Raw genomic sequence first — 26,446 nt, forward strand, 5'->3', positions numbered from 1 at the left:
TGTTTTCTGTCTTTTTAACCTATCAGTCATACATCGCCAGCTATTCATTAAGTACTTTCCATGAGTTATTGCGTACAGATAATACCTCATAATAGCCAGTGTTGCTAAAAAATCTCAAATGTAGCTTAACTGCAACATTAGCGTCGCGTCCGTGCGCTACCGCACATAACTGCCTTACAGAGGCGAATATTTCCTAAGATTTACTGCTCCAAACATTCTCCTCTGTTAATCCAGTGTGTATGGAATCCGTTCTGTCTGTATGTGCTCTACCGTACCGACTGCGGTTAGTTTTGCAATTAAAGTTTCTTCACGGTTTTAACTTCGCCCTCTATCTCATCCCCGATACTTGATTCTTGGTCGGGATGATTTGCTTATCTTTCCACGCCTGATTTCTTTAACTTAGGAGAGTCTTATGAATCATTCATCCCACACTGATCAAGCCATGCAAGCCTGTATAGAGGCTTGTAATCATTGCCATCAAGTCTGCTTGCAAACCGCTATGAACCACTGTCTCAAGACCGGCGGAAAACATATTGAAGCGGAACATTTTCGTCTGATGATGAACTGCGCCGAGATCTGCCAGGTATCGGCTAATTTTCAGCTCAGTAGCTCTCATTTTTCACATCGTCTTTGTGAGGTCTGTACCGAAGTCTGCGAAGCTTGCGCGGCGGATTGCGAGAAACTCGGCGGTATGGACGAATGCGTCGAAGCTTGTGAGCAATGTGCAGAGAGTTGCCGGAAAATGGCGAGCGCTCAGCACTAAATATAAATCGGATTATTATGGTTATGTATCTAAGATGCGCATTCTTATTCGCGGTGGCTGTCATGGTTCTAACGGCATGTGGCGAGGTGGCGCAGTTGCCGATCTCGGCGGGCATTGGCCCTCACCCGCAACTGCCGCCGCCCAACTCGACGTTGATTCCCACGGTGAACATCGCTCCTGCCAAAGGCTGGCCTGAACATGGAAAACCGGTGGCGGTGCCGGGGATGACTGTGAACGCTTTTGCCGTCGGACTCGATCATCCGCGCTGGCTTTATGTGCTACCCAACGGCGACGTATTGGTCGCCGAAACTAATGCCCCGCCGAGACCCGAGGATGGCAAAGGCATTAAAGGCTGGTTCATGAAGCAGGTCTTGAATAAGGTTGGCGCAGGCGTACCCAGCGCCAATCGCATCACTCTGCTACGCGATGCCAATGGCGATGGCGTGGCAGAAACCCGGGCAGTGTTCATCGAAGGGCTACATTCGCCGTTCGGCATGGCGCTGATAGGCAACGATTTTTACGTGGCCAACTCGGATGCAGTGATGAGGTTTCCCTATGTCGAAGGCGAAACCCGGATCGTTCAGCCGGGAACCAAGGTGCTGGATCTTCCAGCGGGGCCAATCAATCACCACTGGACTAAGAATCTTCTAGCCAGCCGGGACGGATCGCGACTCTATGTGACGGTGGGATCGAATAGCAATATAGCCGAGAACGGCCTCGACCAGGAGGATGGTCGCGCGGCCATCTGGGAAGTGGACCCGATGCGCGGAAGCTACCGCATCTATGCGTCCGGTCTGCGCAATCCTAACGGACTAGCTTGGGAGTCCGATAGCGGCGTACTTTGGACCGTGGTCAACGAACGCGATGAACTCGGCAGCGATCTGGTTCCTGATTACCTGACTTCGGTACCCGACGGCAGTTTCTTCGGCTGGCCTTACAGCTACTTTGGCCAGCATCTTGACGAACGCGTGCAGCCTCAGCGACCCGACTTGGTCGCCAAGGCAAGAATGCCGGATTATGCGCTCGGGTCACACGCCGCTTCGCTCGGCCTGGCTTTTTCCAAGAGGAGTTCATGGCCTGCGCCATTCGACAACGGGGTTTTCATCGGTCAGCACGGCTCATGGAACCGTAAACCGCGCAGCGGTTACCGGGTCATCTTTGTACCCTTCAGGGACGGCAAGCCATTCGGAGATCCAGTCGATGTGCTGACGGGCTTTATTAGCGACGATGGCGATGCGTTCGGGCGACCCGTGGGTGTGGCGCTCGACAAGCATTCGGCGTTGCTGGTCGCAGATGATGTAGGCAACATCGTCTGGCGTGTTAACGGCGCCGACCATGGCCCTCAATGATCATAATTAAGCACGAGAAGTCTATGACAATGTCAACGTCGGGACTGCTCGGTATTTGGCGCAATAATTTATTTTCCTCTATGTACGATGGCGTACAGATACGTGGCGATGACTTGCACAATACTATTTTCAATATCAATTTACTGGAGACTCATTATGACCTTTCCTAGCGCAAACGAACTCGGCTGCGAACATACCTTGCCAGGTGTCTGCCACGAATCCATGCAAGCCAATGCAAGCGCTGTGTCATGGAGTGCCATAGTGGCGGGTGCCACGGCAGCAGCAGCCTTGGCGTTGATCCTTTTGATGCTGGGCACAGGTTTGGGTTTGTCTTCGGTGTCACCTTGGGCGTACAGCGGCGTAAGTGCAACCACTTTCGGCGTATCGTCCATATTATGGTTGACCTTTACCCAACTCATTGCTTCTGGAATGGGTGGCTACCTGGCTGGCAGACTGAGAACAAAGTGGGTTTCTGTGCATACGGATGAGGTTTACTTCCGCGACACCGCTCACGGTTTCTTGGCTTGGGCTGTAGCCGCGCTTGCGACCGCCATGTTACTCACGTCGGTAATTGGATCGATCGTCAGCGGTGGAATTCAGGCTGGGGGCGTCGCCACTACTACTGCAGCTACTGTCACGATTAGTGGTGTGACGGGTGGATCAGAAATGGTGAAATGGGAACCCATGGGTTACTTCGTGGATTCGCTGTTCCGAAAGGACTTTAATGCGCCTCTAACCGTCTTAACTCCCGACGAAAGCGGCGGCATGTCAAGAGTTACTCCAAAGCCAGTCATTGTCGGACACAGATCCGAAGTTACCCGCATCTTCATGAACTCGATACGCACGGCGGGCCCTCTGCCCGCTGAAGACAGTCAGTATGTCGGTCGGATTGTCGCGCAGAGCACCGGTTTGACGCAGTTGGACGCAGAGAAGCGAGTGCTTGATACCTATGCCCGCATACAGACCAAGTTAGGTGAAGCGGAAACCGTGACTAAAGAAGCTGCCGACTCCGCACGCAAAGCTTTTATCTACGCGTCGCTGTGGCTCTTTATTTCGTTGCTCATCGGTGCATTCGTTGCCAGCTTCGCGGCTACTTATGGCGGTCGGCAGCGTGACCTGTAATGATACCTACAACTAAACTTATTAAGGAGACAAAACAATGCGCTCAATACTTTTGTATTTTCTAGGCATCCCCATCCCCATCATCATTCTGATTGCGTTATTCGTGCGCTAGACGCGTTCAACAGGCTAATCGCCGCGACTCAGAGTTAGCCGTAGCGCAACAATTTGGGTTGCGTGCGGCCCAATAACATCGTTTTTTACAAAAAGCACGGTAAAGTCCCGTCGTTTAGGGCATAGGTATCTACATAACTTATTCGCTCTCTCGTGGCACTACCATTAAATTTAGACTGAAAAGACAGTGATGACTGAACATTGTGGGCGCGAATAAATTCGCGCCCACCTAATGCCAAGCCCTTAATCTAATGGCGGTGACGCTACCCGCGAGGCAACGAAGAAATGTTTTTTCTTAAATGGGTGCATGGGCAGCCAGTCCAGTCAGGATGTAGTGACTGGTGTAGATAGCTTTGCTTTAGGGCGATTTTTCGGTCATAAAGGCGACAATATGAGCAAACAAACCCGTGTCGACCGCCCAATATACAGTTTTCTATCCACCGAAGTCGAGGGATTCAATGCTCTGGCGGAGCTGGCGCTGGATATGCGCTGGTCGTGGAGTCATGCTACCGACCAGGTATGGAATCAACTTGATCCCGAACTATGGAAACTTACGCAGAATCCCTGGGTGGTTCTACAGACGGTGTCTCGCGACCAGATAGAGCGTGTGTTAGCCGATCCGGTTTTTCGTAAGATCGTTGATGATCTGGTGCAGACCAGGCGGCAAACGATGGAAACGCCCGCCTGGTTTCAGCAACATTATCCGCAGATTTCGTTAACCTGTGTTGCCTATTTCAGTATGGAATTCATGTTGAGCGAAGCACTGCCCATTTATTCAGGCGGCCTTGGCAATGTCGCCGGCGACCAGCTTAAAGCTGCCAGCGATCTTGGTGTACCGGTGGTCGGCGTGGGACTGCTCTACCAACAAGGCTATTTTCGCCAAGTGATCGACAAGAACGGAGCACAACAGGCTTTGTTCCCTTATAACGACCCCGGACAGTTGCCGATAATGCCATTGCGTCAAGCCGACGGCGAGTGGTTGCGTCTGGAAATCACCTTGCCCGGTTACTCAGTCTGGCTACGCGTCTGGCAAGTCCAGGTCGGCAGAGTAAAACTTTACCTGCTGGACAGCAATGATGCAGCAAACTTTCCGGCTCATCGGGGGATTACTAGCGAACTGTATGGCGGCGGCCCGGAGCTGCGCATCAAGCAGGAACTGTTGCTTGGTATTGGCGGCTGGCGACTGCTGGAGGCGCTGGATATTCATCCTGAAGTCTGTCACTTGAACGAAGGTCATGCAGCCTTCGCGGTATTGGAACGCGCCCACAGTTTTATGAAAGAGACCGCGCTGTCCTTTCATGACGCACTGGCCGTCACCCGAGCCGGAAACTTGTTCACCACCCACACGGCAGTAGCGGCTGGGTTCGACCGTTTCGATCCGGCTCTTATCGAACAATACCTCGGCGGTTATGCCAAGAATCTCGGGCTGACACTCCATGATTTACTGGCCTTAGGTCGCCAGAACCCGGACGACTCGTCGGAAAAATTCAATATGGCCTATTTGGCAATCCGGGGCAGCGGCGCGGTAAATGGCGTAAGTCGCTTACACGGTAAAGTCAGTCGTTACCTTTTTGCGCCTCTTTTCCCCCACTGGCCGGTGAACGAAGTACCCGTCGGACACGTAACCAACGGGGTGCATATGCCGACCTGGGACTCGGCTACTGCCGATGATCTGTGGACGGAAGCCTGTGGCAAAGAGCGCTGGCTGAGACCGACGGAAACCATGGATCAAGACATCCGGCGTATTTCCGACACGAGGCTCTGGCAATTTCGTGCCGACGCCGGAAAGTCTCTGGTTGAATACGCCCGCGAGCGCTTATCCCGGCAACTGGCCGCCTCCGGCGCTTCTCCCGAGGCGGTGGAAGAGGCGAAACATTTGTTTAATCCCACCGCATTGACCCTGGGTTTTGCGCGCCGCTTCGCGACCTACAAGAGACCGAACCTGCTGTTGCACGACCCGGAGCGACTGCTCCGTCTGTTATCCAATGCCGAGCGACCGGTGCAACTCATTCTTGCCGGCAAGGCTCATCCGGCAGACTTGGAGGGGCAGGCGCTGATTCAGCAATGGACTCATTTCATCCGACGCCCCGAGGTGCGCCCTCATATCATTTTCCTAAGCGACTATGACATGCATTTGACCGAGCGCTTAGTGCAAGGCGTGGATGTCTGGATCAACACGCCCATGCGTCCGTGGGAAGCTTGCGGAACTAGCGGCATGAAGGTTCTGGTTAATGGCGGTCTCAATCTGTCGGAATTGGACGGTTGGTGGGCGGAAGCCTACACCCCTGAGGTAGGCTGGGCATTGGGGGACGGCCAGGAGCATGACCACGATCCTGCCTGGGACGCAGTCGAAGCCAACGCACTTTACGACCTGCTGGAACACGAGGTGATTCCTGAGTTTTACAGCGTTGATGCACGCGGCATTCCTACCGGCTGGGTAGCGCGGATGAGAGAAAGCATGGCGCAATTGACCCCGCGTTTCTCCGGCAACCGCACGGTGCGCGAATACACCGAGCAACATTACCTCCCGGCTGCGACCGCCTACCAATTGCGCATTGCCAATAAAGGCGCAATAGGCAGGCAAATGGTCGAATGGCAACGGAGTCTGGAACAGAAATGGGCCGCACTACACTTTGTAGACGTCAAGGTAGAGACTGACGGTGAACAACACTTATTTGAAGTTCAAGTTTATCTCGGCTACCTTAATCCGGAGGCCGTGCGGATTGAACTTTATGCGGATGGCGTTAGCAATAGCACAGCGGAGCGGGTGAATATGAAGCGCGTGCGGCAGCCGTCCGATGCGTCGGACGGCTCCGTTTACAGCGCGACTGTATCTGCGATCCGTCCCGCAACGGACTATACGGTGCGAATCATACCGCACTGTGACGGTGTTGCAGTCCCCTTGGAAGCTTCTCATATCCTGTGGCAGCGATAATGGCTAAGCATAACGGTTGATCTTGAAAATCACGGTTAGTCTATAAAAATCAACCTCAAAGAACCAAAGGAGTCCGGCTATGTTCAACAAAGTCAAAACACTAGACGGTTACAAATTGCACGGCTTTGACGGGGAAATAGGGAAGGTGAAAGACTTCTACTTCGATGACCAGCGCTGGATGATTCGCTATCTGGTCGCCGACTTAGGACGGGCAGGTGTTAATCTCCCCGTATGCACTGGTTTCGATGAATTGGTGACGTGCCCGCAATTGGGAGTGCGCACCGCTTATGCCAAACAAGCCATGCGGGACAAGCTGATCGAACACAAGCAATATAGCAGCAAGCATGGTGAGGATATGCCAGAAATTCGTCACTGGAATTGGAAAGGGTGATACCGTGAGGGTGCCACGATTGCTTGAGCAGGTATTAGTGGACAAGAACGTGCAGGAAGTGCCTTGAACTTTTCAAGGAGCACAAGAGGCTTAATCCCAGGCGAGTCGAATTATCGTGCTGAGACGCTAAGATTATGAACCGCCGGTAAATCGATGACCTGCTTGACAATCTGGGCGAGTTGGTTGAATGGAGGCAGGGACGGGACTGTTTGTCAGTTGTCGGCATTCAACCCTTATCATTATCACAACAGGAAAAAACACCATGCAAATCCAGATTAATACCGACCGTAACATTGAGGGTCATGAGGCGCAGACCACTTACTTTAGCGGTGTCGTAAAAAATGCCCTGAGCCGAAGCAGTGAGCATATCACGCGAGTGGAGGTTCACTTGAGCGATGAGAACAGTGACAAGAAGAACGGCAATGATGATATGCGTTGTATGCTCGAAGCCCGTCTTGAAGGTCGCCAGCCGGTCGCAGTCACTCACCATGCTCAGACTTTGGAACAAGCCGTTGACGGTGCCGCCGATAAGTTATGCAGTTTGATTGAAAGCACCCTCGGGCGGCTGCACGATCAAAAAGGTCACAGAGACTGATCTACCTTCGCTAGGTCCGAAACTCGCGGGGTAGTGATAAACGATACCTCTGCGAGTCTTCGCCGCAAGATCGTCAGCACTGGAAAATAATAAAAACCGAATCGAGTGAGAAAACCCAATCGATTCGGTATGCGGAACATTCAGATCTTATCTGACGAGAAATAAAGCCGCTCATTTGTCATTGCCTACAGCGAATAAAGGTATAAAGATGAAAATCAATAGCAAAGATTTCCGGGTGCAGTAAGGCGAAAAAATCAAGTTAGAAAAGTGGCTGATACTCGTGGAACCTGTTTACTCGCCACATCTCGGTGTCTATCCAGGCGTCGAACATTCTTGCCGCAGCCGCGCAGGAGACCATTGCAACCGTAGATCATTTATTTTCCGAGGGTCTGGATGAAACTACCGACGAAGAAATGGGCGGACATCTGGCAATGTTCCTCGCGGAGCAGGTCTGGTCTGTCATTCCGGCACGGAAAACGGGTTATATCGAAAATGTCGACGTCAATGCGCTCCTGGCTCTGGCACGGGAACGCGGAATAATCCTGTGTATGGAGCGCGGCGTCGGCGAGTTCGTCGTCGAGAACACTTCGCTGGTCTCCGTGTCTGGCCCGATCGGACTGGATAACCAAATGACGGCCGAGCTAAACGCGGTCTACGTCATCAGCCGACAGCGTACCGTGGAACAGGACGTTGCCTTCGGTATTCGGCAAATCGTGGACGTTGCCCTGAAGGCGCTGTCGCCCGGCATCAACGATAGGACGACTGCGGTGATGTGCGTGGATTACCTGACGGCAATCCTTGTCCGGCTCTCGGTTCGCCGGATTGCGACCAGACTTTGGCTGGATCAGGGGGAGCTGCGCGTGATTGCCAAAGGTCCGAGTTTTGAGAGCCTGTTGGCCGAAGCCTTTGACCAAATACGGCAGAATGCCAAAGCTAATGTTGCGGTTCTGACGCGTCTGCTTCAAGTGCTGCGCACCATCAGCTCAGCACACGATAGGGTCGAAATCGAAGCCTCCTTGGGACGGCTCTCATATTCTTGGAGGCCATTTTCAAGGGACAGTCTTCCCCTTAAGACAATTCCCTACGAGCGGCAAGGTCGTCACCAAGACACGAAGCGAAAACATGAATTTTATGTCTTCGTGGTGAGTAAATCTGCGTGACGCTGGCGTATGTCCTTTTCTGGAGAACACTCTACATCTGCAATTAAACCAATAGCCGCTCTCTTCTGTTATTGCTTACAATCCCTATGTGCTTTACCGCACTGACTATGGCCGGTTTTGCAGTTAAAGTGTTTTTAGGGTTTTTGACGTGTATTCGGCTCTAACCTGTAAAATGTGTTCCGCATTTTTTGGCCCTGACGTTAATGATTGCCGCAGACTGCACATCGACACAAAAGCACGAGAAAGCCTAAGAGTAGGTTGAAGACAGCGTCATCACCACTAACATTAAGTCGGCGTTATTCTAATGAGCCTAACCTGAGATTCGGTAAGATCAATATGTAAATCTTCAAAGGCGTGGTTCAATAATTAAGCGGATTTTTGAATTCATAGGCTGACATAAACAGCAGTTGGCATTGCACGTAGCGTCAAGGGCGTGAATGACATGCACCTTAAATAAGCGAGGAAATCATTATGGAAATTACAGACAAAGCAGCTAATTTAGCACATGAAACTTTTGACAAGGTCGCCAGTACGACCAATCGAGCCGCCGAAGCGCTTGGCGAAAAAGGAGAACAACTGATAACTATCGAGCAGCATATGATGAAAAATTGCCGGGGATATGTCCGAGACCATCCTTTAACGTCGCTGGGTATCACGGCAGCGGTCGGTTTTGTTCTGGGTCGCTTATTAATCCGACGTTAGTCTAAAAACAGTCAACTATCATAAACCCGAATACCGTTAATGACATGCGGCTCAAATTACAGAGGCAACCATCATGGAAACAATAGACAACTTATCACATTCGGCACATGAGACTGTTGATAAGATCGCCAGTGCGACCAATCAGACCGCCGAAGCGCTTGGCGAAAAAGGAGAACAACTGAAAAATGCCGAGCAGCAATTAATGGGGAACTGTCGTGGTTATGTCCGCGACCATCCCATAATGTCATTGGGCATTGCCGTAGCGGGCGGCTTTGTGCTGAGCCGCTTGATCTGTGGATGTTCGACCGACCGGGTGACCGGCAGTTCAAAATAAAGAAGGAGTCATTATGGAATCTATAGACAAAGCATCCAGTTCCGCACATCACGTTGTCGATCAGATCGCCAGCGCGGCCAATCAGGCCGCTGAAGCCATTGGCGAAAAAGATGAGCAATTGAAAAATGCCGAGCAGCAGATGGTGGACTGTTGCCGCAGTTATATTAACGATAACCCGATAACATCGCTGGGCATCGCCGTAGCGGCAGGCTTTCTGCTTAACCGCTTTTTAAGTGGACGTTAAACCAGCAAATAGCATGGATCCAAAAGCCGTAAATGATGAAGCTCTGGGGAAAAATTCAGAGTCCGGAGGCTCGATAAAAGATTCCGGTGTTCTGGCAGATGCTCAATTGCTATGGCGTGAACTGCGTGAGCAGGGCCATGATCGTTTCCGGCTCGTCGCGCTGGAAACACAGCGTGCGGGCATGAGTCTGGTGGCCATGATTATGGCGGGAGTGATGACAGCCTTGTTGCTGATCGGTGCGTGGTTCGGGCTTTTAGCCGTCGCGGTGCTAATGCTGATAGATCATGGTGTCGTGGCAAGCAATGACATACTGCTTGCCATCGCTTGTAATTTGTTGCTTGCGTTGGTCCTCTGTGGTGTGATCCGTCGCAAAAGTCGTTATTTACAATTTCCCTCCACCCTCCGCAGTCTTCGGCCGATGCCTCAAGGGCAGGGTAAGAAGGAGAAATCCTGATGGCAATCGACCTTAAGCCCAAGACACTGGCTGTTCAAATCAGAGATACAGAGCGACAGTTGTTAAGTCGGCAACAGGGAATCGATATCCGCACCGCTACGCTGATCAGGAAGATACATCGACAGCTGGCCACTCCGGCAACTTTGCTGCTGGCGGGCGGCATCGGATTTATCATTGGCGAACTCACCAAGCGCTACCCCCCCCCCAAATTCCGTAGTTCTGTAGCTAGGCCGCAAACTGTCGGGACTTCACCCTTGAGGATTGTATTGAATCTCATAGCCTCCGCCCGAACCTTATACTCGGCCTTGTCCATAGCCTGGATGATGAAATCCTATTGGCAACAAGAAGCCCCGGACAAAATTCCTACACGTCAATCCCAGCCGGTGACGACTTACGATTTGACTGGCAGACATTGAAAAATAAAGGCGTATTCCTGTTGTTACTTAAGCCGTTCGAGCTTGCTCAGGAGAGTCTTGCAAAGGGCTTCTAACTTAAGCTGCTGGGACCCCCTTTAAACCTTGATAGCACTGATGTTATATCAATATGGGAGCGGTGACATCATTGCGACGTCGCTCCCACAAGGGTTTCAACTGTCCCGGTTTACGTTAGAAGCCGTTTTATACGCAGGGTGCAGACAGTATAAGTATTGCCTATCGGCTAGATTCTGCCCAATAAGATCAGAACCAGTAAAATAATCAGTATCAAGCCGAGTCCGCCGCTGGGTCCATAACCCCATCCACGGCTATGTGGCCAAGCTGGAATGACTCCAACAAGCATCAGAATAAGGATAACGAGTAAGATTGTACCAATTGACATGATAGTGCTCCTGTTAAAAAAGAACGTTAAACTGAAAATTGTTCCAGAATGGCCTGATTTTGATACTTGAGGTCGCCCTTTCATGTAAAGCTATTGATGCATTAGTCCCAAGACACCCACGACAATCAAATACACGGCCACGAAATAATTTAAAAATCTCGGCACGAGCAAAATTAAAATCCCTATTACAAGGGCCAGTAAGGGTTCGATCGCAATATTCATAAAAGTTCTCCTTAAGTTAAAAACAACGTGGCGGCAACATAGAACGAGGTCTGCATCCAGCTAGGACTGCTGTCGGTGATCCCCCTAATCCTGCCATCCGGTAATGCGGCTTACTTGAATTTTGAAGCGGCGTCGGCCAGACCGACTCTAAGCTCATCCCAGATCTTATCCGCACTTTCTTTGACCGTTTCCCATGCATTGCCACTGGCTTCTGTCAACTCGTTCATCTTTTCAGTGGCTTCATGCTGTTTAGCCAGTAACACGTCGAGCTCTTCAGCGTATTTGAGTTTCGCCTGTGCCGCTGCGTTTTCCGTCTTGGCAGTCAAGAGGTCAATCTGAGCGCTCCACTGTTTTAATTCTGCCGCCAGACTTTCTATGTATTGGTCTTTAGTTTTCATGTTTTTTTATTGTTGTTTAGCATTTTTAATGCTGATTTGTATCGACTTGTGCTTCAAATCATGGCAATTATGCGATGTTATTTTAGCTAAAAAAGCCGTGTTGCGATAAATCTCCGCTCCTTGTTTCACTAACTGAAAAGCAGGTTAACCTCAATATGAGGCGCGGTCTGTACGCTACCGCACACGCGGTCTGCGTGGGATGTATCTTATCCCGCGCAGACTTGAGCGGTAACGGCCCAAGCTCATGATCCTCGGCGCTGTTAAATAGACAAGAGACCTAGGCGCCGAATTTCGATGCGCGAGAAAAAGTATAATGACGCAGATAAAGGCTTCGCCATAGCGTTTCCATTGGGAAAAATCAACACGCTACACACGGCATTTATTTGCTCATATCCAAAGCCAATGCTTCCGCAACTTTGATGCCATCCACAGCCGCAGAAAGAATTCCGCCCGCATAGCCGGCGCCTTCCCCGGCCGGATACAGTCCTTTGCTATTCAGACTTTGGTAATGCTCGTTGCGTTTGATGCGAATAGGCGATGAGGTGCGGGTTTCGACACCGGTCAATACCGCGTCGTTCATCGCAAAGCCCTTTATTTTTTTATCAAAAATCGGTATCGCTTCGCGTATCGCTGCTATTGCATAATCCGGCAAAGCCGAACTGAGATCGCATAAATGCACGCCCGGTGTATAGGAGGGCTGTACCGTACCCAGCTGTGAAGAAGGTCGTTTAGCGAGAAAGTCGCCAACCAGTTGCCCCGGCGCGTCGTAGGTTTCTCCGCCCAATTTAAAGGCACCCGCTTCCAGTCGGCGTTGGAAATCGATGCCCGCCAACGGATGTCCGGGATAATCGTCAGGCGTAATACCGACGACGATGCCGCTGTTAGCGTTGCGCTCGTTGCGCGAGTATTGGCTCATGCCGTTGGTGACCACGTGCCCAGGTTCAGAGGTTGCTGCCACCACGGTGCCTCCCGGACACATGCAAAAACTGTACACGGAACGCCCGTTGCTACAGTGATGAACCAGCTTGTAATCGGCAGCGCCCAGTAATGGATGACCGGCGTTGCTGCCAAAGCGGCAACTGTCGATCAGCGATTGCGGATGTTCTATACGAAAGCCGATGGAAAAAGCTTTGGCTTCAATATAAACGCCTCGGTCATAAAGCATTTTGAAGGTGTCGCGTGCACTATGTCCTACTGCCAGTACGACATGATTGCTTTGGATGGTTTCACCATTGGCGAGTACCACGCCGCATACTTGGCCGTTATCGATGACGATGTCGTCAACCCGGCTTTGGAAGCGGATTTCGCCACCTAATGATTCGATAGTTGCGCGTATCTGCTCAACCACGGTGACCAGTTTGAAAGTACCGATATGAGGTTTGCTGACATGAAGAATTTCATCAGGTGCACCGGCTTTGACCAGCTCATTGAGGACTTTTCGTCCATAGTGATTCGGATCCTTGATTTGGGTATAAAGCTTGCCATCAGAAAAGGTACCGGCACCGCCTTCGCCAAACTGCACATTGGACTCGGGGTTAAACACGCCTTTGCGCCAAAGACCGAAGGTGTCTTTGGTGCGTTCCCGCACTTCTTTTCCCCGATCCAGAATGATCGGTCGAAAGCCCATTTGCGCCAGAATCAAACCGGCAAATAGCCCGCACGGGCCGGTACCGATGATTACAGGACGTTGCGTCAGATCTTTTGGCGCATGGGTAACAAAGCGATAATTGCTGTCCGGCGTTAAGGTGATGCTTGGATCGTCTGAAAAACGGTCAAGAATCGCCTGTTCGTTGGTGGTTTCGACATCAACCGTGTAAACCAGCAGAATTGCATTGCGTTTGCGTGCATCAAAACCTTGACGGAATAGGGTGTAAGTGATGAGTTCTTCTGTGCTGATACAGAGCCGATCAAGTATTGCAGTTTTGAGTCCGTTTTCCGGGTGATCGAGAGGGAGTTTAAGTTCAGTGATTCTTAGCATGTAATGTATTCCGGTAGATTCCTGTTACAGAACCGATTGTTTTGCGGGTGGCAGTGTGTAAATGTAGAATATTTTACCTTAACGGGGTTTTTCTTGTTAGTTGTGCATTCACCGAATAATGGAGATTACAAATGGCACTCGGAAAATTACTGGCGGCGATTGGCGTTGTTTTGGTGGTTATCGGACTGGCGTTTACTTATGCGCCTTGGCTGATTGGCTGGTTTGGTAAATTACCCGGCGATATACGTATTGAGGGTGAGCGGCAGTTTGTTTTTATTCCGATTACCTCTATGCTGGTTGTTAGTATCATCTTGACGCTAATTATTAACCTTTTTTTTCGTAAATAGTGGGGTAGTTAACATTATTCTTGCAATCTGTTGTCGGATACCTCGAGTTCTTGTAGAATGCGCCGATTAAGTGCTGCAGTGCTCGTAATAAGTATACGTTGGAATAAAAATGGAAATGTCACAAGAATTGTTACAGAAAAAAATTCTGATTGTCGATGATGCGGCCTCAATGCGCACTCTGACTAAAGCTATTCTGCGAGAAGCCGGATTTACCCACGTTTTTGATGCGCCGGGTGGAGGAGAAGCATTGCAAATGATGCGGAAGATAAAAATTAATATTGTTGTATGTGATTGGAATATGCCCGGCATGAGTGGGCTTGATTTGTATAAGGCAGTAAAAGACGATGTTAAAATGCAAACTCCACCGTGGATAATGCTGACGTCTTCGTCTGAAGGTGACAAGGTAAAAGAAGCTATTATGGCAGGAATAACCTCTTATATCGTAAAGCCTTTTAAGCCGGACAACTTGGTTAAGCAGGTTATAGCCAAGCTTTCTTAATAGCTTAAGTCAGATAGTTAAAATAAAGAAAAGGCCCCATTCGCATGACGAATGGGGCCTTTTTTTATACCTGGTTAACGTCTACGTCCGGTTTAACTGTCGGTACACGCCTTTTACCGACATTCTTCTTGTCCCTGTCCCGTATCTTGACTTTTTCGACGGCGGCTTTTTTAGGTTCTATTTTATTTTTGCCGCCGGTTGCCTTTCCCGAGGCTTTAAGTTTTTTAGGGCCTTTATATTTACCTTCCAGTTCTTTGATGCGGCGGTGTTTGAATTTCTGTTTCAAAAAACGTTCAATGCCGGACATTAAATTCCACTCGGTATGTTTTACCAGCGCAATTGTTAAGCCCAGTTCATCGACCCGACCTGTCCGGCCTATGCGATGTATGTAATTGATCCCGTTTCTCGGGACATCAAAATTGATAACCAGATTGATACCCTTGATGTCCAGGCCACGCGCGGCAAGATCGGTAGCAAGCATGATCTTGACTTCGCCATCGCGGAATAATTCCATCATTCGGTTGCGATCTTTTTGATCCATTTCGCCATGCAGCACACCGACACGGAGTTTTTGTCCTCGTAGCGGTCCGCGCAGGATGTCCGCCTGAATCCTGCTATTGGTGAACACCAGCGCCTTGTTATAGGTTTCATTTTGTAATAGCCAAGTCAATAATTTTAGTTTGTGATCATTGTCGTCGGCCAGAACAATCTGCTGCTCAATATTGCGGTGTCCGTCATGTAGGGTATTTAAAGCAACGACTTTATGGTCTTTTAACACCTTGTCAGCCATTTTGATAACGCCAAAATGGGTCAAGGTGGCAGAAAATAGCAGGGTTTGTCGTTGTGCATTGCAGCTATTGGCAATAGTCAGTACGTCTTCACTGAATCCCATGTCCAGCATGCGATCGGCTTCATCCAATATCAGCACTTCCAGGTTGCTAAAGTCCGGTATCTCCTGCTCCATCAACTCCAGAACTCTGCCTGGGGTGGCAATAACAATGTCCGTATTTCTGCGCAGCATATTTTGCTGTAGCCTAAAATCATCGCCGCCGGTAATCAGGCCTGTTTTCAGGTCGGTAAATTCGGTCAATTGTTGGCAGTGCTTAAAAATCTGCTGAGCCAGTTCGCGGGTTGGCGTCAATACCAAAGCCCGTGTGCCGGCTTTTCCGGAGGACAGATTTAGCAGGTGCTGCAGGGTAGGTAGCAAGAATGCGGCGGTTTTGCCACTGCCGGTTTCGGCGCTGACCAGCAGGTCCTTATGATCCAGAACAAGGGGAATCGCTTGTAGTTGGACCGGCGTAGGCTGTTCAAAGCCCATTTTTTTAACGGCCGAAAGCAGTTGTTCATCTAGCGATAGGCTCGAAAATGATGGCGTTTTGTCTATTGGATGTGGGTGCATGAATCTTTATAGTGGTTGCTAAAGCGCAAGGGTGATAGGAAGCAATTTAACTATGCATTATAGACTTTTTGCGATCAAGGTTATGATTAAATAACTATTCATCAAATTTCCTTGCTGGTTTGAAACCTCTTCCTTCAGGGATGTTATTTAACTTTGACAACGATGCACCTGCGTCGTTATCCTTTTCAGTACCCCCTCGTTTACGAGGAGGTTTAATAATCCATCGACCTCTATCCGTCGGATGGCGTCACTCGACGGATGAGGTCGGGTGTGGATTGAAATATTGCAAATCGGTTTTTTAGCTTTTAAGCTAGGTTAAAAGCAAGAATAACATCCCGTCTACAGAGATCAGGAAAAACCATGATACCCATTAGAGATACAGCACCCTGTTATTCAAGGCCTTTAGTCACATGGGGGATAATGGCGGTTTGCATTATTGTTTTTGTGTCGATGCAATTGATGCCCGATCAGTTAAGTTTACGACTTATTAATCTTTACGGCATGGTGCCTATTCGCTATACAAAACAGTATTATGGCTTGCCTTTTGATGGCTACTTGTCTTTTTTGACCAGTCTGTTTTTGCATGGAAATTGGCTGCACCTGATCATGAATATGTGGTTTTTATGGATCTTTGGCGATAATGTAGAAGACAGGATGGGGCGCTTGCCTTTTTTGATTTTTTATTTGGCGTGTGGTTTGTTGGCTACTTATTTGCAATGGTTTTTCGATCCGAACCTTGCCATTCCGGTTGTCGGTGCATCGGGTGCCATAGCGGGTATATTGGCGGCTTATTTCTTTTTATATCCATTTGAACGTGTTGTGGTGTGGATTCCTATATTAATTTTACCGATAGTCATTCATGTTCCGGCCGTTGCTTTTTTAGGTTTGTGGGTCTTGGTTCAGTTGCATAGCGCGACCACGGCAATGCTATTTGAGAATGTTGCTGCTACGGATGTGGCTTGGTGGGCGCATTTAGGCGGCTTTGTTGCAGGTTCAATTCTCTATCGCTGGTTTCTTCGTAAAGAGCAAGCCGAAAAAAATGAATTACTTTGACGGTGTTAAGGTATAATTTAGCCCTTCAAAAAACGGTTTTTTTGACAACATACTAGAGTCAGGAGTCATTTTCTGGCTAAAAAGACTCCTTAAAGTTCTATCAGGAAATTGAAAGTAATATGAAAAAAGTTAACGTTGCGTTGGTTAGGCTACTTCAGTTTGTAGTTTTTGTGATATCCATATTCATGGTAATAGTCTATTTTGGCGCCATGGTTTTACTGCCTTTGGATGCCGTTGTATTGCTTATAAAACTGATGGGAGTTGTTGGTCTTAACGGTTTTATCGCGGCTTTTATTGCCATCCCTCTGGTTGCTTATTTAGCGTTGATTGTTTACAAAACGCCAGGGCTTTGCAAAATGATCGTTGACATAGGTGTCGACATGATCAAGAGCGGTAAAACAAGAGTTGAAGCGTTTAATGAAATTGCCGATGCGGTAAAAGCTTAATTTTTCTATTATTCGCTGTCAAAAAGGTGTGTCGATTTCGACGCACCTTTTTTTATGCCTATTTTTTAGGATAAACGCCGCTGCTGCAATGCCCAATAAAAAATCAACGTCCCGAATGCCGCAATTAAGTGTTTTAGCGAGTGTCCGCTGAGCAGGCCAAAAATCCGATAGAGCTGAGCATCGAATAACTCCATGAACTTCGAAATACCATAAGCGCCGATAACCCCCCAAATATAGTTGTCTCCGTTCAATCTTGAGTCGAACTGCCACAGAATTAGCGGTATCAACACAAGCGGTAAAAACTGTACCAGCGCATAAGCGCGTAAATCGCCGTGGCCATTCAGTTCGGTCAGATACCAGTAGATGACCGAAGTAACGCCCGTTATCAGCAAAGGGATAAATAATTTGCTAGCCAATTGGGTCGAAATATATTCGCCGACAACAGCGCAAAACAGCGACATAAAGGCAAGCGTCATTGGCAGGCGATCCCAAAACAGGGATTGATTTCCGGGCTGGTAGTGATAATGGGCAGAACCGAAACCGGTTAGAAATACCCCGACAAAAAATGTCAAATAGATGGACTGCAACTCTACTAACCCCCCTGATGCCTGCCGTAACCCGACCAGTCGCATACCGAGGATGCCGATAATGACGAATGGTAAATTGGATAGTACATTGAAAAAATTGGCTATATTGATGAGCCGACGCTGGTCGGCGAAATTATGGTAATCAGGCTCTTGGGCAATGGGATCGAGGCTAAAAACCGCGATAATTGCAATAACAATGATCGTCAATATGAGCTTCAGGCGGTTATCGGTAGGCACAAGTTATACATTCAGGGCGTGAAAACAAGGTGGATTTAACAGATTCATTGACAATGAGGCATCCGCATCGTTATTATTTTGATAACTTCCTCGTTCACAGGGAGGAACAGTCCACCGACCTCTATTCGTCGGCGGGTGTCACTCGATGGATGAGGTCGGGTGTGGATTGAAACAATATAGGGTAGTAAACAAATATGTCAGCAATCATTTATATTTTAACTGTTATTTTTGTGGTTTATGTTATCTATACTGTAGTAACCGACCGGAAAAAAGGCAAATGATTGATGCCCGCCGCCAACTCCGCGACTAGACATTTAAAACACTCTGAGAGCTGTCTGGATTCTATTTTTCCACGGGTGTCATTAGCTAGTGTTCCATGCGTAAAACATTCACTTTATTCCAGATAGCTTCAATAAACTCCGTATTCATTTCAGGCATGCCATCCTGTATCCAGTGCACCAAAACTTTGGCGATATTGGGATAGGTAATTTGAACGGCGCGATTGTCATGCAGCCAGTGCTCAATAATTGAACTGCTCATGTCATGCATGATATGTCCATAGCCTAACTGCTGTAGGGCGGCGGCGTTGGAAATTTGCTCCATTTGCGCATGTAGTGGTTTAGCTAGAATTTTTTTCCCCATCTGTAATGATTCACTGGCCAGTTCGAATCCGGCATTGCTGATAATGCCCGCACAATCGTATAAATCTTTCTGGAAACCGTCGCGAGACAACGGATTGCAGCTAATGTGCCCGAATGTTGAGGGAACCGGTTCCGGCGAGTAAAGATGAAAGTCGAAGTTGTCAAAGGGCGACAACAGCCGGATGACTTCATGCGGGTCTTCGAAAGGCAGGTACACAATGATTTTGTTCATGATAATGTTTTTTGGTGTTTCCGGGGTATCGATAATCGGCGGCAAAATGGGTTGACCGAAATGATGCCAGTGCAAACCGACACCCTTATCTGCCGGGGCAAAGTATTTCATGACTTGGTTGGCGATAGGATCCGATCCCTCTCTGGGAATTTTATGATTAAACGCATATTGATGACCTATGCCTAAAACCGGTATCTTCCGGCTTTTTGCCGCCCAGGCGGTGACTGGCTCAAAATCACTGATGACCAGGTCATAACCGCTCAAATCCAGGGACTTTATGTCTTTTATAAAAGTAATGGGTTTGGCATCGAGCGCTGTTTTCAAATAACTGACTTGTCCTTTTTCGGTATGAAAGGTCAGGCCGGTGCGCGATTGATAGCCGTTAAAGACCTCCATATCGAAATACTTGTCGGCAGGACGCCCGGTAAATTGAAAGGTAACGTCAATTCCGGCGGCATGGAGTTCTTTGGCCATAACCCGTGCGCGCGTGATGTGGCCGTTACCGGTACCTTGTACGCCATAAAAAATTCTCATGATACGATTTGTCCCAAACTGAAAAGTGCGGTGCCGATGCCCAAGATGACGCCTACCAAAGTATCGGTCGGGAAATGCACGCCCAGTACCACGCGGGAGAAGCCGACCAAAGTCGCCCAGCCATAAAGCAGGGGCATCAAGACAGGTAAGTAGTAGCCGAGCAAAGTCGCCATCATGAAAGCGGCAGAGGTATGACCGGATGGAAAACTGAATTTATCCGAGGGGGTAATAGTGCTGCGGAAGTTTTGTAGCGCTGCTTGCGGACGATTGCGCTTCAGACCGTTTTTTAGCACAAAATAAATTGGCCTTTCAATTAAAAAGGCCAGCAGGACAGCTTGCAGAAAAGGACTGTCAAAGCCTTCGCTCCAATATAACAAGCCTATGATGACCAGATACAACGGGCCATCGCCGGTTTTTGACAGATAACGGCTAGCCTTGGTCAAAGTGCCGTGCATTCTGGCATTGATCAGCCAGGTGAACATGAAAACGTCGTATTTATGGATGGAATAGAGCAGTTTCATTTCTTTATCCTCTTGAGAAAAGTTCTACAAAAATCGAATGGGATCTTTTGCAGGGAGAAAACCGATGATTTTCTGTTGACTCTTGATCCTTAGCTTTCAGGAGCAAGAGTAAAACTTTTCTGTGACAAAGAAATGAACGTTTGTTTAAGATTTGGTGACAATGTTGTTCAAAAAAGCTAAACGGACAACCTTACGCTACTTTCGCATACTCCGGTTGTCGTTCAAGCTGCTGATCCAGCAATTGCTGGCTTTCTTCCAGCCAGCGGCAGATGGTAATCTGCCCTGCCTCATCTTCGACCAATGCGGTGCAACTTTCTACCCAGTCGCCGCAATTACAGTAGGTTTTACCGAATTCCATATCGGTAATGTCGGCATGATGAATATGCCCGCAAATAACCCCGTCCACCTGTCTTTTTTGTGCTTCCAGGCTCAGGATATGCTGGTAGTTATCCATAAAGCTGACGATATTTTTAACATTGTGCTTTAAAAATGCGGAGATAGACCAGTATTTTAAACCCATCTTAGTGCGCAACACATTCAACCAGCGATTGACGACCAATAATACTTCATAAGCTTCGCTGCCGATGTAAGCCAGGTTTTTATTGTGACAAACGATGCTATCAAACTCATCGCCGTGCAGAACCAGAAACTTACGTCCGTCTTGGGTGGTATGAATAGCGTTTAGCTGTATATCAATGCCGTTAAAATGCATTCCGGCATGTTTGCGGAACTGCTCGTCATGATTGCCGGGTATGTAGATGACGCGGGTGCCTTTTTTAGCCTTGTCGATCACCCGTTGCACGATGTCGCTGTGCAGCGCAGGCCAATAAAAGCCGGATTTGAATTTCCATAAATCGATAATATCGCCGACCAGATAGAGATAGTCGCAATCGACGTTATCAAGAAAATCTCTGAGCTGTTCGGCCTTGCAGCCTTTAGTCCCAAGATGGGTATCTGAAATCCAGATCGAACGATAATGTATTGTCATGTTGGCCAGCTTCAAAAAGTTTCGACGCTTACCAAAATACCCCTGAATTATTACAGGAAGTTAACTGTTCGATGACATTTTCATTAAGTTTCAGCAGCCTGCTTTAAGCCACGCCCAATCTTTCAGCTGCGATGCCACCCATGCGCCGTCATCCAGCGTCAGGTCATGGCCTGCCCAGGGGTGGCGGCGAAGTTCCAGATTCCATTTTTTGTGTATCGCCTCTGAGCAGGTCGGCGACACCAGACGATCACCTAGCCCGTTTAATAATAAAACCGGATGCTCCGGTTTTATGTCGCCGGGCCGGTAGTTTGCTGCGGCGATAATCTGGCGGAAGCTGTTTTTACTGCTCATCGGGCGTTGGTTTTGTATATTTTTCCAGGCTTGAATTATCTGTTCATCCTGCGCCGCGCCAGTTTCCGACTGGCTTGCGGCATACACAGCATCCCTGGAAATATATCGGCGGTTGCTGGTCAACCGCAAAATGCCCGATTCCCGGTTATGCAGGTCACGTGCCATCGTCAACGCGGAAAATTTTCCGTAACTTTGCCAGCGTAGTCGCTGATAAAAGGGGCTCAGATCGGCAAAGCTGGTGTTCATCAGGGTTGCGCCGCAAATATCTTCGGGATAGTTTCGCATCCACTCCCAAGCCACCATTGCCCCCAGCGAAAGCGCCAGAATCGTTGCCGGTTGTTGTATGAAACCCTTATCCAGCGCATGACAGCGTAGGCTGTCGGTTATCGCCTTGATCGTGCGTGGACTGGTTTCCCGATGAAAACAACCGGTACCGGGTAAATCCAGCAGCGTTACTTGAGCGTCAGGAAAGGTCGATTGCAAAAGGGGAATGAAAGCGCCCCAGTGCGCCGACTCGCGCGCCAGTCCTCTAAGCAGAATCCAGTTTTGTCCCAGCGTTTTATTCATACCAAAGACCTAATGCCTTTTTTTCATAATCTATCTTTTGTTGCGGTTTAAGCCGTGTCCATTTTTCCGGATACAAAAGGCTGCGGTGCAAAAAATCAAACAACATGAAATGCCGGCGAAAAATCCGTTGCTGACGATGCGGCAAAAGCGGGTGAAACAAGCCATGCCGAGAGAAAAGATGCATCGGGCTCTTACGCAGCCAAAGCCATGAACCCATTTCCAATGTCAGCGGCAGAAATAGACGTTCGTCTGTAAATCGCCGTACAAACTCATCGAACAGATAATCCCATAGGTCGCCGTTAATCACATATTCCCGGCACGTCGGTTCAATCCTATAGATATGGTGTTGATAGCAACGATCAAACAGTTCTTTTAAGGCCAAGGTTTCGGCAATAAAGGCAAAGGGGGTAAGACGTGAGGCGTAGGGAAACCATAAACGGTCCTGAATGCCGAAACCTGAGTGCAAATCCAGGGCAATGGACAACGGCGAGTTGAACAGATGTCGATCGACAACGCGGCACAAAGCTTGCGCTTCTTTTTCCATTTTTAATTGATCGCCGCGATACCAGGGCAGATGAGGTGTGATGCGGTGACCGCTGTAAATGCGGGTAGAACCTACGCCTTCGACCGGTGAGTTGCGCATCAAATCGACGCCGTTGCCATTGCAACGCGTGCCAAGATAAACGCCGACCGGATTGACGAGGGGCACAAACACCAATCGGGTTTTCTCCAGCCGGGCCAGAAATTCCTGATCCCAGTCCAGCAACTGACTGATGGTTTGCATATAAGACAGGATCACTTCAGAACCGATCTTCTCCAGTCCATGCACGCCGCCGAAAAAGGCCAATACCGGCGCATCGGGCTGAGTTGATCCCAGGGTAATGCAATGAATGGGGAATTCATGATCCTGGTATTGGATCTTTTCTATGACCTCGGTTTGGGCCCGGTCCCCTAATTGCTCAATAATGCGTTCAAGTTGTTCGAGTTCAGGGAATTTAATGGCAGTCATAAAACCGAGTCAGAGGATATCGTCTACGAGAGACAAATGTAACCCTATTTCCGGAAAAACAGGTTGCGACAACAATTTTTCTTTCATAATGGATTCAGGAGCAGATCAGAATATCCGCGCTATTTTAAACGTAGAAATCATCAGGAAACCCTGAATTAAAAAGACCAGCGGCCAATAATTCAGGCTTTGAGGGAAACTGCCAAAAAGCAGGAAAAGGACCGGAAACAGGACGCCGTTCACCGTAATAGGCACGCCTTCGAACCCCGTTCCTTCGGAAATATTATAGCGTGCAAGCCGAAGCATGCCGCAGGCGACAAAGAACAAAGCCACTGCGATACCTAAAACACCGGGAGAGCCCAGTGAATAAAATAACAAGGCGGGAGCAACGCCAAAGGAGATCAGGTCGGACATGGAATCGATTTGTTTGCCGAAAAGATTCTTTTGATGCAGTAGACCGGCTATTTTTCCATCAAGCACATCAAACACCACCGCCAAAAACAGCAGCAATGCGCTTAAGCCATAAAGACCGTCCTGTGCCAGCAACATAGAAAGGATGCCGCAGCACAGATTTCCAACAGTAAAAATATCAGCAATTTTCAGTAAACTTAAAATGTTCATCGCGTATCCTGGTGATTAACGTTACAACTGTTGTCAGCCTATAATAGGCTCGTGATAGGGTGATGACTTTAACCTTGAGATGATTTTAAACGTTGCGGGTCTGCATTATCCGCCGGTAAACCGGCTGAAATTTTTTCCCATATCATGCCTCTTGTTTCAAGGCTGACGGCATGACGGTCTTTTCCTGAACTGTTAATAGCAGGAAGAAAATTAAGCCGCACCTCGATTCTCTCCAGCGTTAGCATCTTGATTAAATGCGGAACAAAAGCATCGTCACCGACAAAAGGCGCGTGTTCTTTAGCGGCCCCTAGATATTGAACGGCTACGGCTTGAATAGACGATCTGGTTAACAATGCAGGCTGAAATAAAGAGGCATGAAAGTGCAGCACCTCATCGCCCTTGGTTGTGGTTCCTTCGGGAAAAGCAATAATGCTGCTGTTTTGTTTTAGCAGCCAGGCCATTTTTTCGGCGGTCATCTTGATATGTTGTTTATTGCCGCGATGAATAAAAATGGTACCGCCCTGTCTGGCCAGATAACCGATCACAGGCCAGCTTGAAATATCACTCTTGGCAACAAAACAGGCCGGTAAATATTGGCCGATAACGATGATGTCCAGCCAGGAGATATGATTACTGACTAAGAGCGCACGTCGTTCCGGCAGTTCACCCTCTTTGATGACATGCAGATTAACAATAGTGCTGAACCATCTAAGCCAACGGGATTTTAGCGCATCCCGTTTAATGTTGGCTTCTCTTGCTGAGTTTAGAAAACCTAGTATAGGAAAAATACCGGCAGCTATGATGAGCCCATTAATAAACAGGATGACGATCAGAAAAAGTTTATAGTACAGCCGGATTTTCAGCTTCATTACCAGCCTGCGCTGCGCTTTGCTACCGGCACGTTTGCGGCATGCACACCATCCCTGGCGATCGCTGCGCCAGTTCCCGACTGGCCTGCGACATACACACCATCCCTGGCGATATAATCTCTCATGTAGTGTTTGCTGTAGCGTTCTTGCAGTTGGTCGAGCGGCAGTAACATGAATAAATCCATGCAGTTAAAATCCTCATCCCAGCAAGGCTCGCCGCAGACCATGGCGCCGAAACGAAAATAAGCTTTGAGCAACGGAGGAATGCCCGATTCATCCCGTTTACACCTTAATTCGCTGGGCACCGGAATGCTGGGTGTGACTTGAATAGAGGAGGGCGCAATATTTTTGGCATCGATATTCCGATAAACCGCATCGACGGCAAAGCCGCTGGGGCCCGGAGTAATGCTGGCGCAACCGAGCAAATAATTGAATTGCCCTTCAAGCGCATATTGAACCAATGCCGACCAAAGCGTTGTTAAAACCGCGCCGCCGCGATAATCGGGATCAACGCAAGTCCGGCCTATTTCCAGAAAACGGCCGGGCAAGGTTAATACCTGATCCAGATTGAATTCGCTTTGGGAATAAAAACGGCCAAGGCGCTCCGCCTGGTCTTGGTTAAGCAAACGCGTGTAGCCGACTATTTTTTTATTGACGTTGTCATAGACAATCAAATGGTCGCAATAACTATCCACCTCATCATAATCCAGACCTTCCGCTTCGGTCTTGAGCTTGGCGCCCATTTCCTTGGCAAACACACGGAAACGCAATGCCTGGGCTTCTTTGATTAGCGCTTCCGAGTTTGCCGTTGCACCTGCTCCCGGCAGGTTTCCGGCATACACACCATCCCTGGCGATAACAAAAGATTCCAACCGTTTGGTAGGCTTAATCTGTATTGCTACGTCTATTTTTTTCATGGGTATCCACAGGGCTAATAAAGATGTGGATACCTTAATGAATAAAGGTGTCAGTTTCGTGTCGAGTTTATGAACATCAAATGACAGGATGGTTAAGTTTTGATGACAATCTAGGCATTGTTCGCAATTCCTGCTTAAATACGGCGTCATGCATCATCAGTCGCGCTAAAGGACGTAAAGATGCAAGATTAAAAAACCATAACTTTCACTTCATTTTTAAATACAGCAATGGCAAATCCAAATGCAAAAGGCGTTAAACGATTGATAAACGCGTGCTTTTTCTCGGTCGCAGGTTTTAAAGCAACCTGGACGCATGAAGAAGCATTCAGACAGGAAGTTGTCCTGTTTGTGGTAACCACCCCTCTGGCAATCTGGCTCGGAGAAACGACTATTGAAAGACTGCTGTTGATCGGCAGTATGGTGTTAGTCATGCTGGTTGAGTTATTAAATTCGGCGGTAGAGGCTGTCGTCGATAGAGTGGGTCTTGAACATCACGAATTATCGGGCCGCGCTAAAGACATCGGTTCGGCTGCCGTTATGATGTCACTGGTTTGGGCAGCGGTAACCTGGGCACTCATTCTGTTTTAGGTCTGGCATTGGCGGATGGGAACGGGCAGCTACTATCATGAGATTAATCGACAGCAACACTGATTGGCATCAATGCAGATGCGCAGCCAACCAGATAGTGTTAAGGCCGGGCGGCGTCCATTCGACTCGGTGCCTCGTATGTGCCGGAATCAGCAGGTAATCACCGGCTATTAAATGAAGGCTTTGATTGCCTTGTTCATAAAGAATAGTTGCCTGTCCCTGAAGCAGCATTACCCATTCATCGCCATCTTGATCGTACCATTGTCCTGCCGGCGTAATATGACCCTTGGATACAATGCGTTCGATATGCATATTATCCTGTTTGAAGATACATTCAATCAGTTCTTCCGGTAGTTGATTGGGTATGTTTTTAAAAATATTGGGGATAATAGGATACATTTGGTTATTGAGTCGGTAGCGGGTTTCATTTCATGAATTCAGGGACTGAACGGTATTGTATAATGCCTGT

33 protein-coding genes are annotated in these 26,446 nt (G+C 48.6%); 18 read left to right on the forward strand and 15 right to left on the reverse strand.

Going from position 1 to position 26,446, the window contains the following annotated elements:
- The first annotated feature begins 412 nt into the window (after nucleotides 1–412).
- From ABXJ76_RS05305 to ABXJ76_RS05365, 13 genes are all read left to right on the forward strand, one after another.
- A complete protein-coding gene (locus ABXJ76_RS05305) occupies nucleotides 413–763 on the forward strand; it encodes a four-helix bundle copper-binding protein (RefSeq protein ID WP_432744832.1) in 351 nt (116 codons plus the stop codon).
- Complete coding sequence (locus ABXJ76_RS05310) at nucleotides 721–2,112, forward strand: PQQ-dependent sugar dehydrogenase (protein WP_432744834.1); 1,392 nt, start codon at nucleotides 721–723, stop codon at nucleotides 2,110–2,112. Before ABXJ76_RS05305 ends, ABXJ76_RS05310 begins: the two co-directional genes overlap by 43 nt.
- A 23-nt stretch (nucleotides 2,113–2,135) precedes the next feature.
- On the forward strand, nucleotides 2,136–2,282 hold the full coding sequence (locus tag ABXJ76_RS05315; RefSeq protein ID WP_432744836.1) for a hypothetical protein: 147 nt from the start codon (nucleotides 2,136–2,138) through the stop codon (nucleotides 2,280–2,282).
- On the forward strand, nucleotides 2,269–3,234 hold the full coding sequence (locus tag ABXJ76_RS05320) for a hypothetical protein (protein ID WP_432744837.1): 966 nt from the start codon (nucleotides 2,269–2,271) through the stop codon (nucleotides 3,232–3,234). The genes ABXJ76_RS05315 and ABXJ76_RS05320 overlap by 14 nt, the downstream gene beginning before the upstream one ends.
- A gap of 502 nt (nucleotides 3,235–3,736) precedes the next feature.
- Nucleotides 3,737–6,280, forward strand: coding sequence for an alpha-glucan family phosphorylase (gene glgP, locus ABXJ76_RS05325; protein ID WP_432744839.1), 2,544 nt, complete (start codon nucleotides 3,737–3,739; stop codon nucleotides 6,278–6,280).
- 79 nt (nucleotides 6,281–6,359) lie between these two features.
- Nucleotides 6,360–6,671: a hypothetical protein gene (locus ABXJ76_RS05330; protein ID WP_432744842.1), complete on the forward strand. Its 312-nt coding sequence runs from the start codon at nucleotides 6,360–6,362 to the stop codon at nucleotides 6,669–6,671.
- A 262-nt stretch (nucleotides 6,672–6,933) separates the two neighbouring features.
- Nucleotides 6,934–7,266, forward strand: coding sequence for an HPF/RaiA family ribosome-associated protein (locus ABXJ76_RS05335; RefSeq protein ID WP_432744845.1), 333 nt, complete (start codon nucleotides 6,934–6,936; stop codon nucleotides 7,264–7,266).
- Between the two features lie 308 nt (nucleotides 7,267–7,574).
- The gene (locus tag ABXJ76_RS05340) at nucleotides 7,575–8,426 is read left to right on the forward strand and encodes a DUF2254 family protein (RefSeq protein WP_432744848.1); all 852 of its coding nucleotides are present in this window, start codon (nucleotides 7,575–7,577) and stop codon (nucleotides 8,424–8,426) included.
- A 471-nt stretch (nucleotides 8,427–8,897) separates the two neighbouring features.
- Nucleotides 8,898–9,128, forward strand: coding sequence for a DUF883 family protein (locus tag ABXJ76_RS05345; protein ID WP_432744851.1), 231 nt, complete (start codon nucleotides 8,898–8,900; stop codon nucleotides 9,126–9,128).
- A gap of 73 nt (nucleotides 9,129–9,201) precedes the next feature.
- A complete protein-coding gene (locus tag ABXJ76_RS05350) occupies nucleotides 9,202–9,462 on the forward strand; it encodes a DUF883 domain-containing protein (protein ID WP_432744854.1) in 261 nt (86 codons plus the stop codon).
- A gap of 13 nt (nucleotides 9,463–9,475) precedes the next feature.
- On the forward strand, nucleotides 9,476–9,706 hold the full coding sequence (locus ABXJ76_RS05355; RefSeq protein WP_340123020.1) for a DUF883 domain-containing protein: 231 nt from the start codon (nucleotides 9,476–9,478) through the stop codon (nucleotides 9,704–9,706).
- Between the two features lie 13 nt (nucleotides 9,707–9,719).
- A complete protein-coding gene (locus tag ABXJ76_RS05360) occupies nucleotides 9,720–10,160 on the forward strand; it encodes a phage holin family protein (protein ID WP_432744856.1) in 441 nt (146 codons plus the stop codon).
- Entirely contained in the window at nucleotides 10,160–10,576 is a 417-nt protein-coding gene (locus tag ABXJ76_RS05365; protein WP_432744859.1) for a hypothetical protein, read from the forward strand. The genes ABXJ76_RS05360 and ABXJ76_RS05365 overlap by 1 nt, the downstream gene beginning before the upstream one ends.
- A 241-nt stretch (nucleotides 10,577–10,817) precedes the next feature.
- On the opposite strand, the gene ABXJ76_RS05370 is transcribed toward ABXJ76_RS05365, so the two are convergent.
- From ABXJ76_RS05370 to ABXJ76_RS05385, 4 genes are all read right to left on the reverse strand, one after another.
- Nucleotides 10,818–10,976: a DUF3309 family protein gene (locus ABXJ76_RS05370; protein ID WP_432744861.1), complete on the reverse strand. Its 159-nt coding sequence runs from the start codon at nucleotides 10,974–10,976 to the stop codon at nucleotides 10,818–10,820.
- Nucleotides 10,977–11,066: 90 nt separating this feature from the next.
- Entirely contained in the window at nucleotides 11,067–11,198 is a 132-nt protein-coding gene (locus ABXJ76_RS05375; protein ID WP_432744863.1) for a DUF3096 domain-containing protein, read from the reverse strand.
- Between the two features lie 110 nt (nucleotides 11,199–11,308).
- The gene (locus ABXJ76_RS05380) at nucleotides 11,309–11,596 is read right to left on the reverse strand and encodes a hypothetical protein (protein ID WP_432744866.1); all 288 of its coding nucleotides are present in this window, start codon (nucleotides 11,594–11,596) and stop codon (nucleotides 11,309–11,311) included.
- Between the two features lie 379 nt (nucleotides 11,597–11,975).
- A complete protein-coding gene (locus ABXJ76_RS05385) occupies nucleotides 11,976–13,574 on the reverse strand; it encodes an NAD(P)/FAD-dependent oxidoreductase (protein WP_432744868.1) in 1,599 nt (532 codons plus the stop codon).
- A gap of 131 nt (nucleotides 13,575–13,705) precedes the next feature.
- On the opposite strand from ABXJ76_RS05385, the gene ABXJ76_RS05390 reads away from it, so the two are divergent.
- Both ABXJ76_RS05390 and ABXJ76_RS05395 read left to right on the forward strand, forming a co-directional pair.
- Nucleotides 13,706–13,921, forward strand: a complete 216-nt coding sequence (locus ABXJ76_RS05390) for a DUF2905 domain-containing protein (protein ID WP_432744870.1) — start codon at nucleotides 13,706–13,708, stop codon at nucleotides 13,919–13,921.
- A gap of 109 nt (nucleotides 13,922–14,030) precedes the next feature.
- Entirely contained in the window at nucleotides 14,031–14,420 is a 390-nt protein-coding gene (locus ABXJ76_RS05395) for a response regulator (RefSeq protein ID WP_340123013.1), read from the forward strand.
- 64 nt (nucleotides 14,421–14,484) lie between these two features.
- Here ABXJ76_RS05395 and ABXJ76_RS05400 read toward each other — a convergent pair whose 3' ends face one another.
- Nucleotides 14,485–15,819, reverse strand: a complete 1,335-nt coding sequence (locus tag ABXJ76_RS05400) for a DEAD/DEAH box helicase (protein ID WP_432744872.1) — start codon at nucleotides 15,817–15,819, stop codon at nucleotides 14,485–14,487.
- Nucleotides 15,820–16,179: 360 nt separating this feature from the next.
- On the opposite strand from ABXJ76_RS05400, the gene ABXJ76_RS05405 reads away from it, so the two are divergent.
- Nucleotides 16,180–16,872, forward strand: a complete 693-nt coding sequence (locus tag ABXJ76_RS05405; protein ID WP_432744873.1) for a rhomboid family intramembrane serine protease — start codon at nucleotides 16,180–16,182, stop codon at nucleotides 16,870–16,872.
- 119 nt (nucleotides 16,873–16,991) lie between these two features.
- Nucleotides 16,992–17,318, forward strand: a complete 327-nt coding sequence (locus tag ABXJ76_RS05410; protein WP_432744875.1) for a hypothetical protein — start codon at nucleotides 16,992–16,994, stop codon at nucleotides 17,316–17,318.
- A gap of 65 nt (nucleotides 17,319–17,383) precedes the next feature.
- Here ABXJ76_RS05410 and ABXJ76_RS05415 read toward each other — a convergent pair whose 3' ends face one another.
- The 9 genes from ABXJ76_RS05415 to ABXJ76_RS05455 all read right to left on the reverse strand — a co-directional run bounded on the left by ABXJ76_RS05415 (nucleotide 17,384) and on the right by ABXJ76_RS05455 (nucleotide 25,389).
- Entirely contained in the window at nucleotides 17,384–18,142 is a 759-nt protein-coding gene (locus ABXJ76_RS05415; RefSeq protein WP_432744877.1) for a ceramidase domain-containing protein, read from the reverse strand.
- Nucleotides 18,143–18,508: 366 nt separating this feature from the next.
- Nucleotides 18,509–19,549 (reverse strand): MJ1255/VC2487 family glycosyltransferase, encoded by a 1,041-nt coding sequence (locus ABXJ76_RS05420; RefSeq protein WP_432744880.1) that lies wholly within the window; start codon nucleotides 19,547–19,549, stop codon nucleotides 18,509–18,511.
- Nucleotides 19,546–20,070, reverse strand: a complete 525-nt coding sequence (locus ABXJ76_RS05425) for a phosphatase PAP2 family protein (protein WP_432744882.1) — start codon at nucleotides 20,068–20,070, stop codon at nucleotides 19,546–19,548. Before ABXJ76_RS05425 ends, ABXJ76_RS05420 begins: the two co-directional genes overlap by 4 nt.
- Nucleotides 20,071–20,260: 190 nt before the next feature.
- Nucleotides 20,261–21,058, reverse strand: coding sequence for a UDP-2,3-diacylglucosamine diphosphatase (locus ABXJ76_RS05430; protein WP_432744884.1), 798 nt, complete (start codon nucleotides 21,056–21,058; stop codon nucleotides 20,261–20,263).
- A gap of 90 nt (nucleotides 21,059–21,148) precedes the next feature.
- Nucleotides 21,149–21,976 carry an alpha/beta fold hydrolase gene (locus tag ABXJ76_RS05435; RefSeq protein ID WP_432744886.1) on the reverse strand — a complete coding sequence of 276 codons (828 nt, stop codon included), beginning with the start codon at nucleotides 21,974–21,976 and terminating at the stop codon, nucleotides 21,149–21,151.
- Complete coding sequence (locus ABXJ76_RS05440) at nucleotides 21,969–22,985, reverse strand: M14 family zinc carboxypeptidase (RefSeq protein WP_432744887.1); 1,017 nt, start codon at nucleotides 22,983–22,985, stop codon at nucleotides 21,969–21,971. Before ABXJ76_RS05440 ends, ABXJ76_RS05435 begins: the two co-directional genes overlap by 8 nt.
- A gap of 105 nt (nucleotides 22,986–23,090) precedes the next feature.
- A complete protein-coding gene (gene pssA, locus ABXJ76_RS05445) occupies nucleotides 23,091–23,603 on the reverse strand; it encodes a CDP-diacylglycerol--serine O-phosphatidyltransferase (RefSeq protein WP_432744889.1) in 513 nt (170 codons plus the stop codon).
- 68 nt (nucleotides 23,604–23,671) lie between these two features.
- Nucleotides 23,672–24,472, reverse strand: coding sequence for a lysophospholipid acyltransferase family protein (locus ABXJ76_RS05450; protein ID WP_432744892.1), 801 nt, complete (start codon nucleotides 24,470–24,472; stop codon nucleotides 23,672–23,674).
- The gene (locus tag ABXJ76_RS05455; RefSeq protein ID WP_432744894.1) at nucleotides 24,472–25,389 is read right to left on the reverse strand and encodes a GNAT family N-acetyltransferase; all 918 of its coding nucleotides are present in this window, start codon (nucleotides 25,387–25,389) and stop codon (nucleotides 24,472–24,474) included. The genes ABXJ76_RS05450 and ABXJ76_RS05455 overlap by 1 nt, the downstream gene beginning before the upstream one ends.
- A gap of 228 nt (nucleotides 25,390–25,617) precedes the next feature.
- Here ABXJ76_RS05455 and ABXJ76_RS05460 point away from each other — a divergent pair, with 228 nt between their 5' ends.
- Nucleotides 25,618–25,977: a diacylglycerol kinase gene (locus ABXJ76_RS05460; protein WP_432744896.1), complete on the forward strand. Its 360-nt coding sequence runs from the start codon at nucleotides 25,618–25,620 to the stop codon at nucleotides 25,975–25,977.
- A gap of 69 nt (nucleotides 25,978–26,046) precedes the next feature.
- Here ABXJ76_RS05460 and ABXJ76_RS05465 read toward each other — a convergent pair whose 3' ends face one another.
- On the reverse strand, nucleotides 26,047–26,376 hold the full coding sequence (locus ABXJ76_RS05465) for a cupin domain-containing protein (RefSeq protein ID WP_432744898.1): 330 nt from the start codon (nucleotides 26,374–26,376) through the stop codon (nucleotides 26,047–26,049).
- Nucleotides 26,377–26,446: the final 70 nt, after the last annotated feature.

The organism is Methylobacter arcticus (genome assembly GCF_050917435.1).
GTDB classification, from domain to species: Bacteria; Pseudomonadota; Gammaproteobacteria; order Methylococcales; family Methylomonadaceae; genus Methylobacter_A; species Methylobacter_A titanis.

Bases quoted from the DNA above. Each gene is read 5' to 3' on its own strand.
- ABXJ76_RS05305 (WP_432744832.1), top strand. From the start codon at position 413: ATGAATCATTCATCCCACACTGATCAAGCCATGCAAGCCTGTATAGAG.
- ABXJ76_RS05380 (WP_432744866.1), bottom strand. From the start codon at position 11,596: ATGAAAACTAAAGACCAATACATAGAAAGTCTGGCGGCAGAATTAAAA.
- pssA (WP_432744889.1), bottom strand. From the start codon at position 23,603: ATGAACATTTTAAGTTTACTGAAAATTGCTGATATTTTTACTGTTGGA.
- ABXJ76_RS05385 (WP_432744868.1), bottom strand. From the start codon at position 13,574: ATGCTAAGAATCACTGAACTTAAACTCCCTCTCGATCACCCGGAAAAC.
- ABXJ76_RS05335 (WP_432744845.1), top strand. From the start codon at position 6,934: ATGCAAATCCAGATTAATACCGACCGTAACATTGAGGGTCATGAGGCG.
- ABXJ76_RS05350 (WP_432744854.1), top strand. From the start codon at position 9,202: ATGGAAACAATAGACAACTTATCACATTCGGCACATGAGACTGTTGAT.
- ABXJ76_RS05390 (WP_432744870.1), top strand. From the start codon at position 13,706: ATGGCACTCGGAAAATTACTGGCGGCGATTGGCGTTGTTTTGGTGGTT.
- ABXJ76_RS05355 (WP_340123020.1), top strand. From the start codon at position 9,476: ATGGAATCTATAGACAAAGCATCCAGTTCCGCACATCACGTTGTCGAT.
- ABXJ76_RS05440 (WP_432744887.1), bottom strand. From the start codon at position 22,985: ATGACTGCCATTAAATTCCCTGAACTCGAACAACTTGAACGCATTATT.
- ABXJ76_RS05375 (WP_432744863.1), bottom strand. From the start codon at position 11,198: ATGAATATTGCGATCGAACCCTTACTGGCCCTTGTAATAGGGATTTTA.
- ABXJ76_RS05320 (WP_432744837.1), top strand. From the start codon at position 2,269: ATGACCTTTCCTAGCGCAAACGAACTCGGCTGCGAACATACCTTGCCA.
- ABXJ76_RS05405 (WP_432744873.1), top strand. From the start codon at position 16,180: ATGATACCCATTAGAGATACAGCACCCTGTTATTCAAGGCCTTTAGTC.
- ABXJ76_RS05460 (WP_432744896.1), top strand. From the start codon at position 25,618: ATGGCAAATCCAAATGCAAAAGGCGTTAAACGATTGATAAACGCGTGC.
- ABXJ76_RS05370 (WP_432744861.1), bottom strand. From the start codon at position 10,976: ATGTCAATTGGTACAATCTTACTCGTTATCCTTATTCTGATGCTTGTT.
- ABXJ76_RS05315 (WP_432744836.1), top strand. From the start codon at position 2,136: ATGACAATGTCAACGTCGGGACTGCTCGGTATTTGGCGCAATAATTTA.
- ABXJ76_RS05365 (WP_432744859.1), top strand. From the start codon at position 10,160: ATGGCAATCGACCTTAAGCCCAAGACACTGGCTGTTCAAATCAGAGAT.
- ABXJ76_RS05360 (WP_432744856.1), top strand. From the start codon at position 9,720: ATGGATCCAAAAGCCGTAAATGATGAAGCTCTGGGGAAAAATTCAGAG.
- ABXJ76_RS05430 (WP_432744884.1), bottom strand. From the start codon at position 21,058: ATGACAATACATTATCGTTCGATCTGGATTTCAGATACCCATCTTGGG.
- ABXJ76_RS05345 (WP_432744851.1), top strand. From the start codon at position 8,898: ATGGAAATTACAGACAAAGCAGCTAATTTAGCACATGAAACTTTTGAC.
- ABXJ76_RS05400 (WP_432744872.1), bottom strand. From the start codon at position 15,819: ATGCACCCACATCCAATAGACAAAACGCCATCATTTTCGAGCCTATCG.
- ABXJ76_RS05395 (WP_340123013.1), top strand. From the start codon at position 14,031: ATGGAAATGTCACAAGAATTGTTACAGAAAAAAATTCTGATTGTCGAT.
- ABXJ76_RS05465 (WP_432744898.1), bottom strand. From the start codon at position 26,376: ATGTATCCTATTATCCCCAATATTTTTAAAAACATACCCAATCAACTA.
- ABXJ76_RS05410 (WP_432744875.1), top strand. From the start codon at position 16,992: ATGAAAAAAGTTAACGTTGCGTTGGTTAGGCTACTTCAGTTTGTAGTT.
- ABXJ76_RS05455 (WP_432744894.1), bottom strand. From the start codon at position 25,389: ATGAAAAAAATAGACGTAGCAATACAGATTAAGCCTACCAAACGGTTG.
- ABXJ76_RS05310 (WP_432744834.1), top strand. From the start codon at position 721: ATGTGCAGAGAGTTGCCGGAAAATGGCGAGCGCTCAGCACTAAATATA.
- ABXJ76_RS05330 (WP_432744842.1), top strand. From the start codon at position 6,360: ATGTTCAACAAAGTCAAAACACTAGACGGTTACAAATTGCACGGCTTT.
- ABXJ76_RS05425 (WP_432744882.1), bottom strand. From the start codon at position 20,070: ATGAAACTGCTCTATTCCATCCATAAATACGACGTTTTCATGTTCACC.
- ABXJ76_RS05450 (WP_432744892.1), bottom strand. From the start codon at position 24,472: ATGAAGCTGAAAATCCGGCTGTACTATAAACTTTTTCTGATCGTCATC.
- glgP (WP_432744839.1), top strand. From the start codon at position 3,737: ATGAGCAAACAAACCCGTGTCGACCGCCCAATATACAGTTTTCTATCC.
- ABXJ76_RS05435 (WP_432744886.1), bottom strand. From the start codon at position 21,976: ATGAATAAAACGCTGGGACAAAACTGGATTCTGCTTAGAGGACTGGCG.
- ABXJ76_RS05420 (WP_432744880.1), bottom strand. From the start codon at position 19,549: ATGAGAATTTTTTATGGCGTACAAGGTACCGGTAACGGCCACATCACG.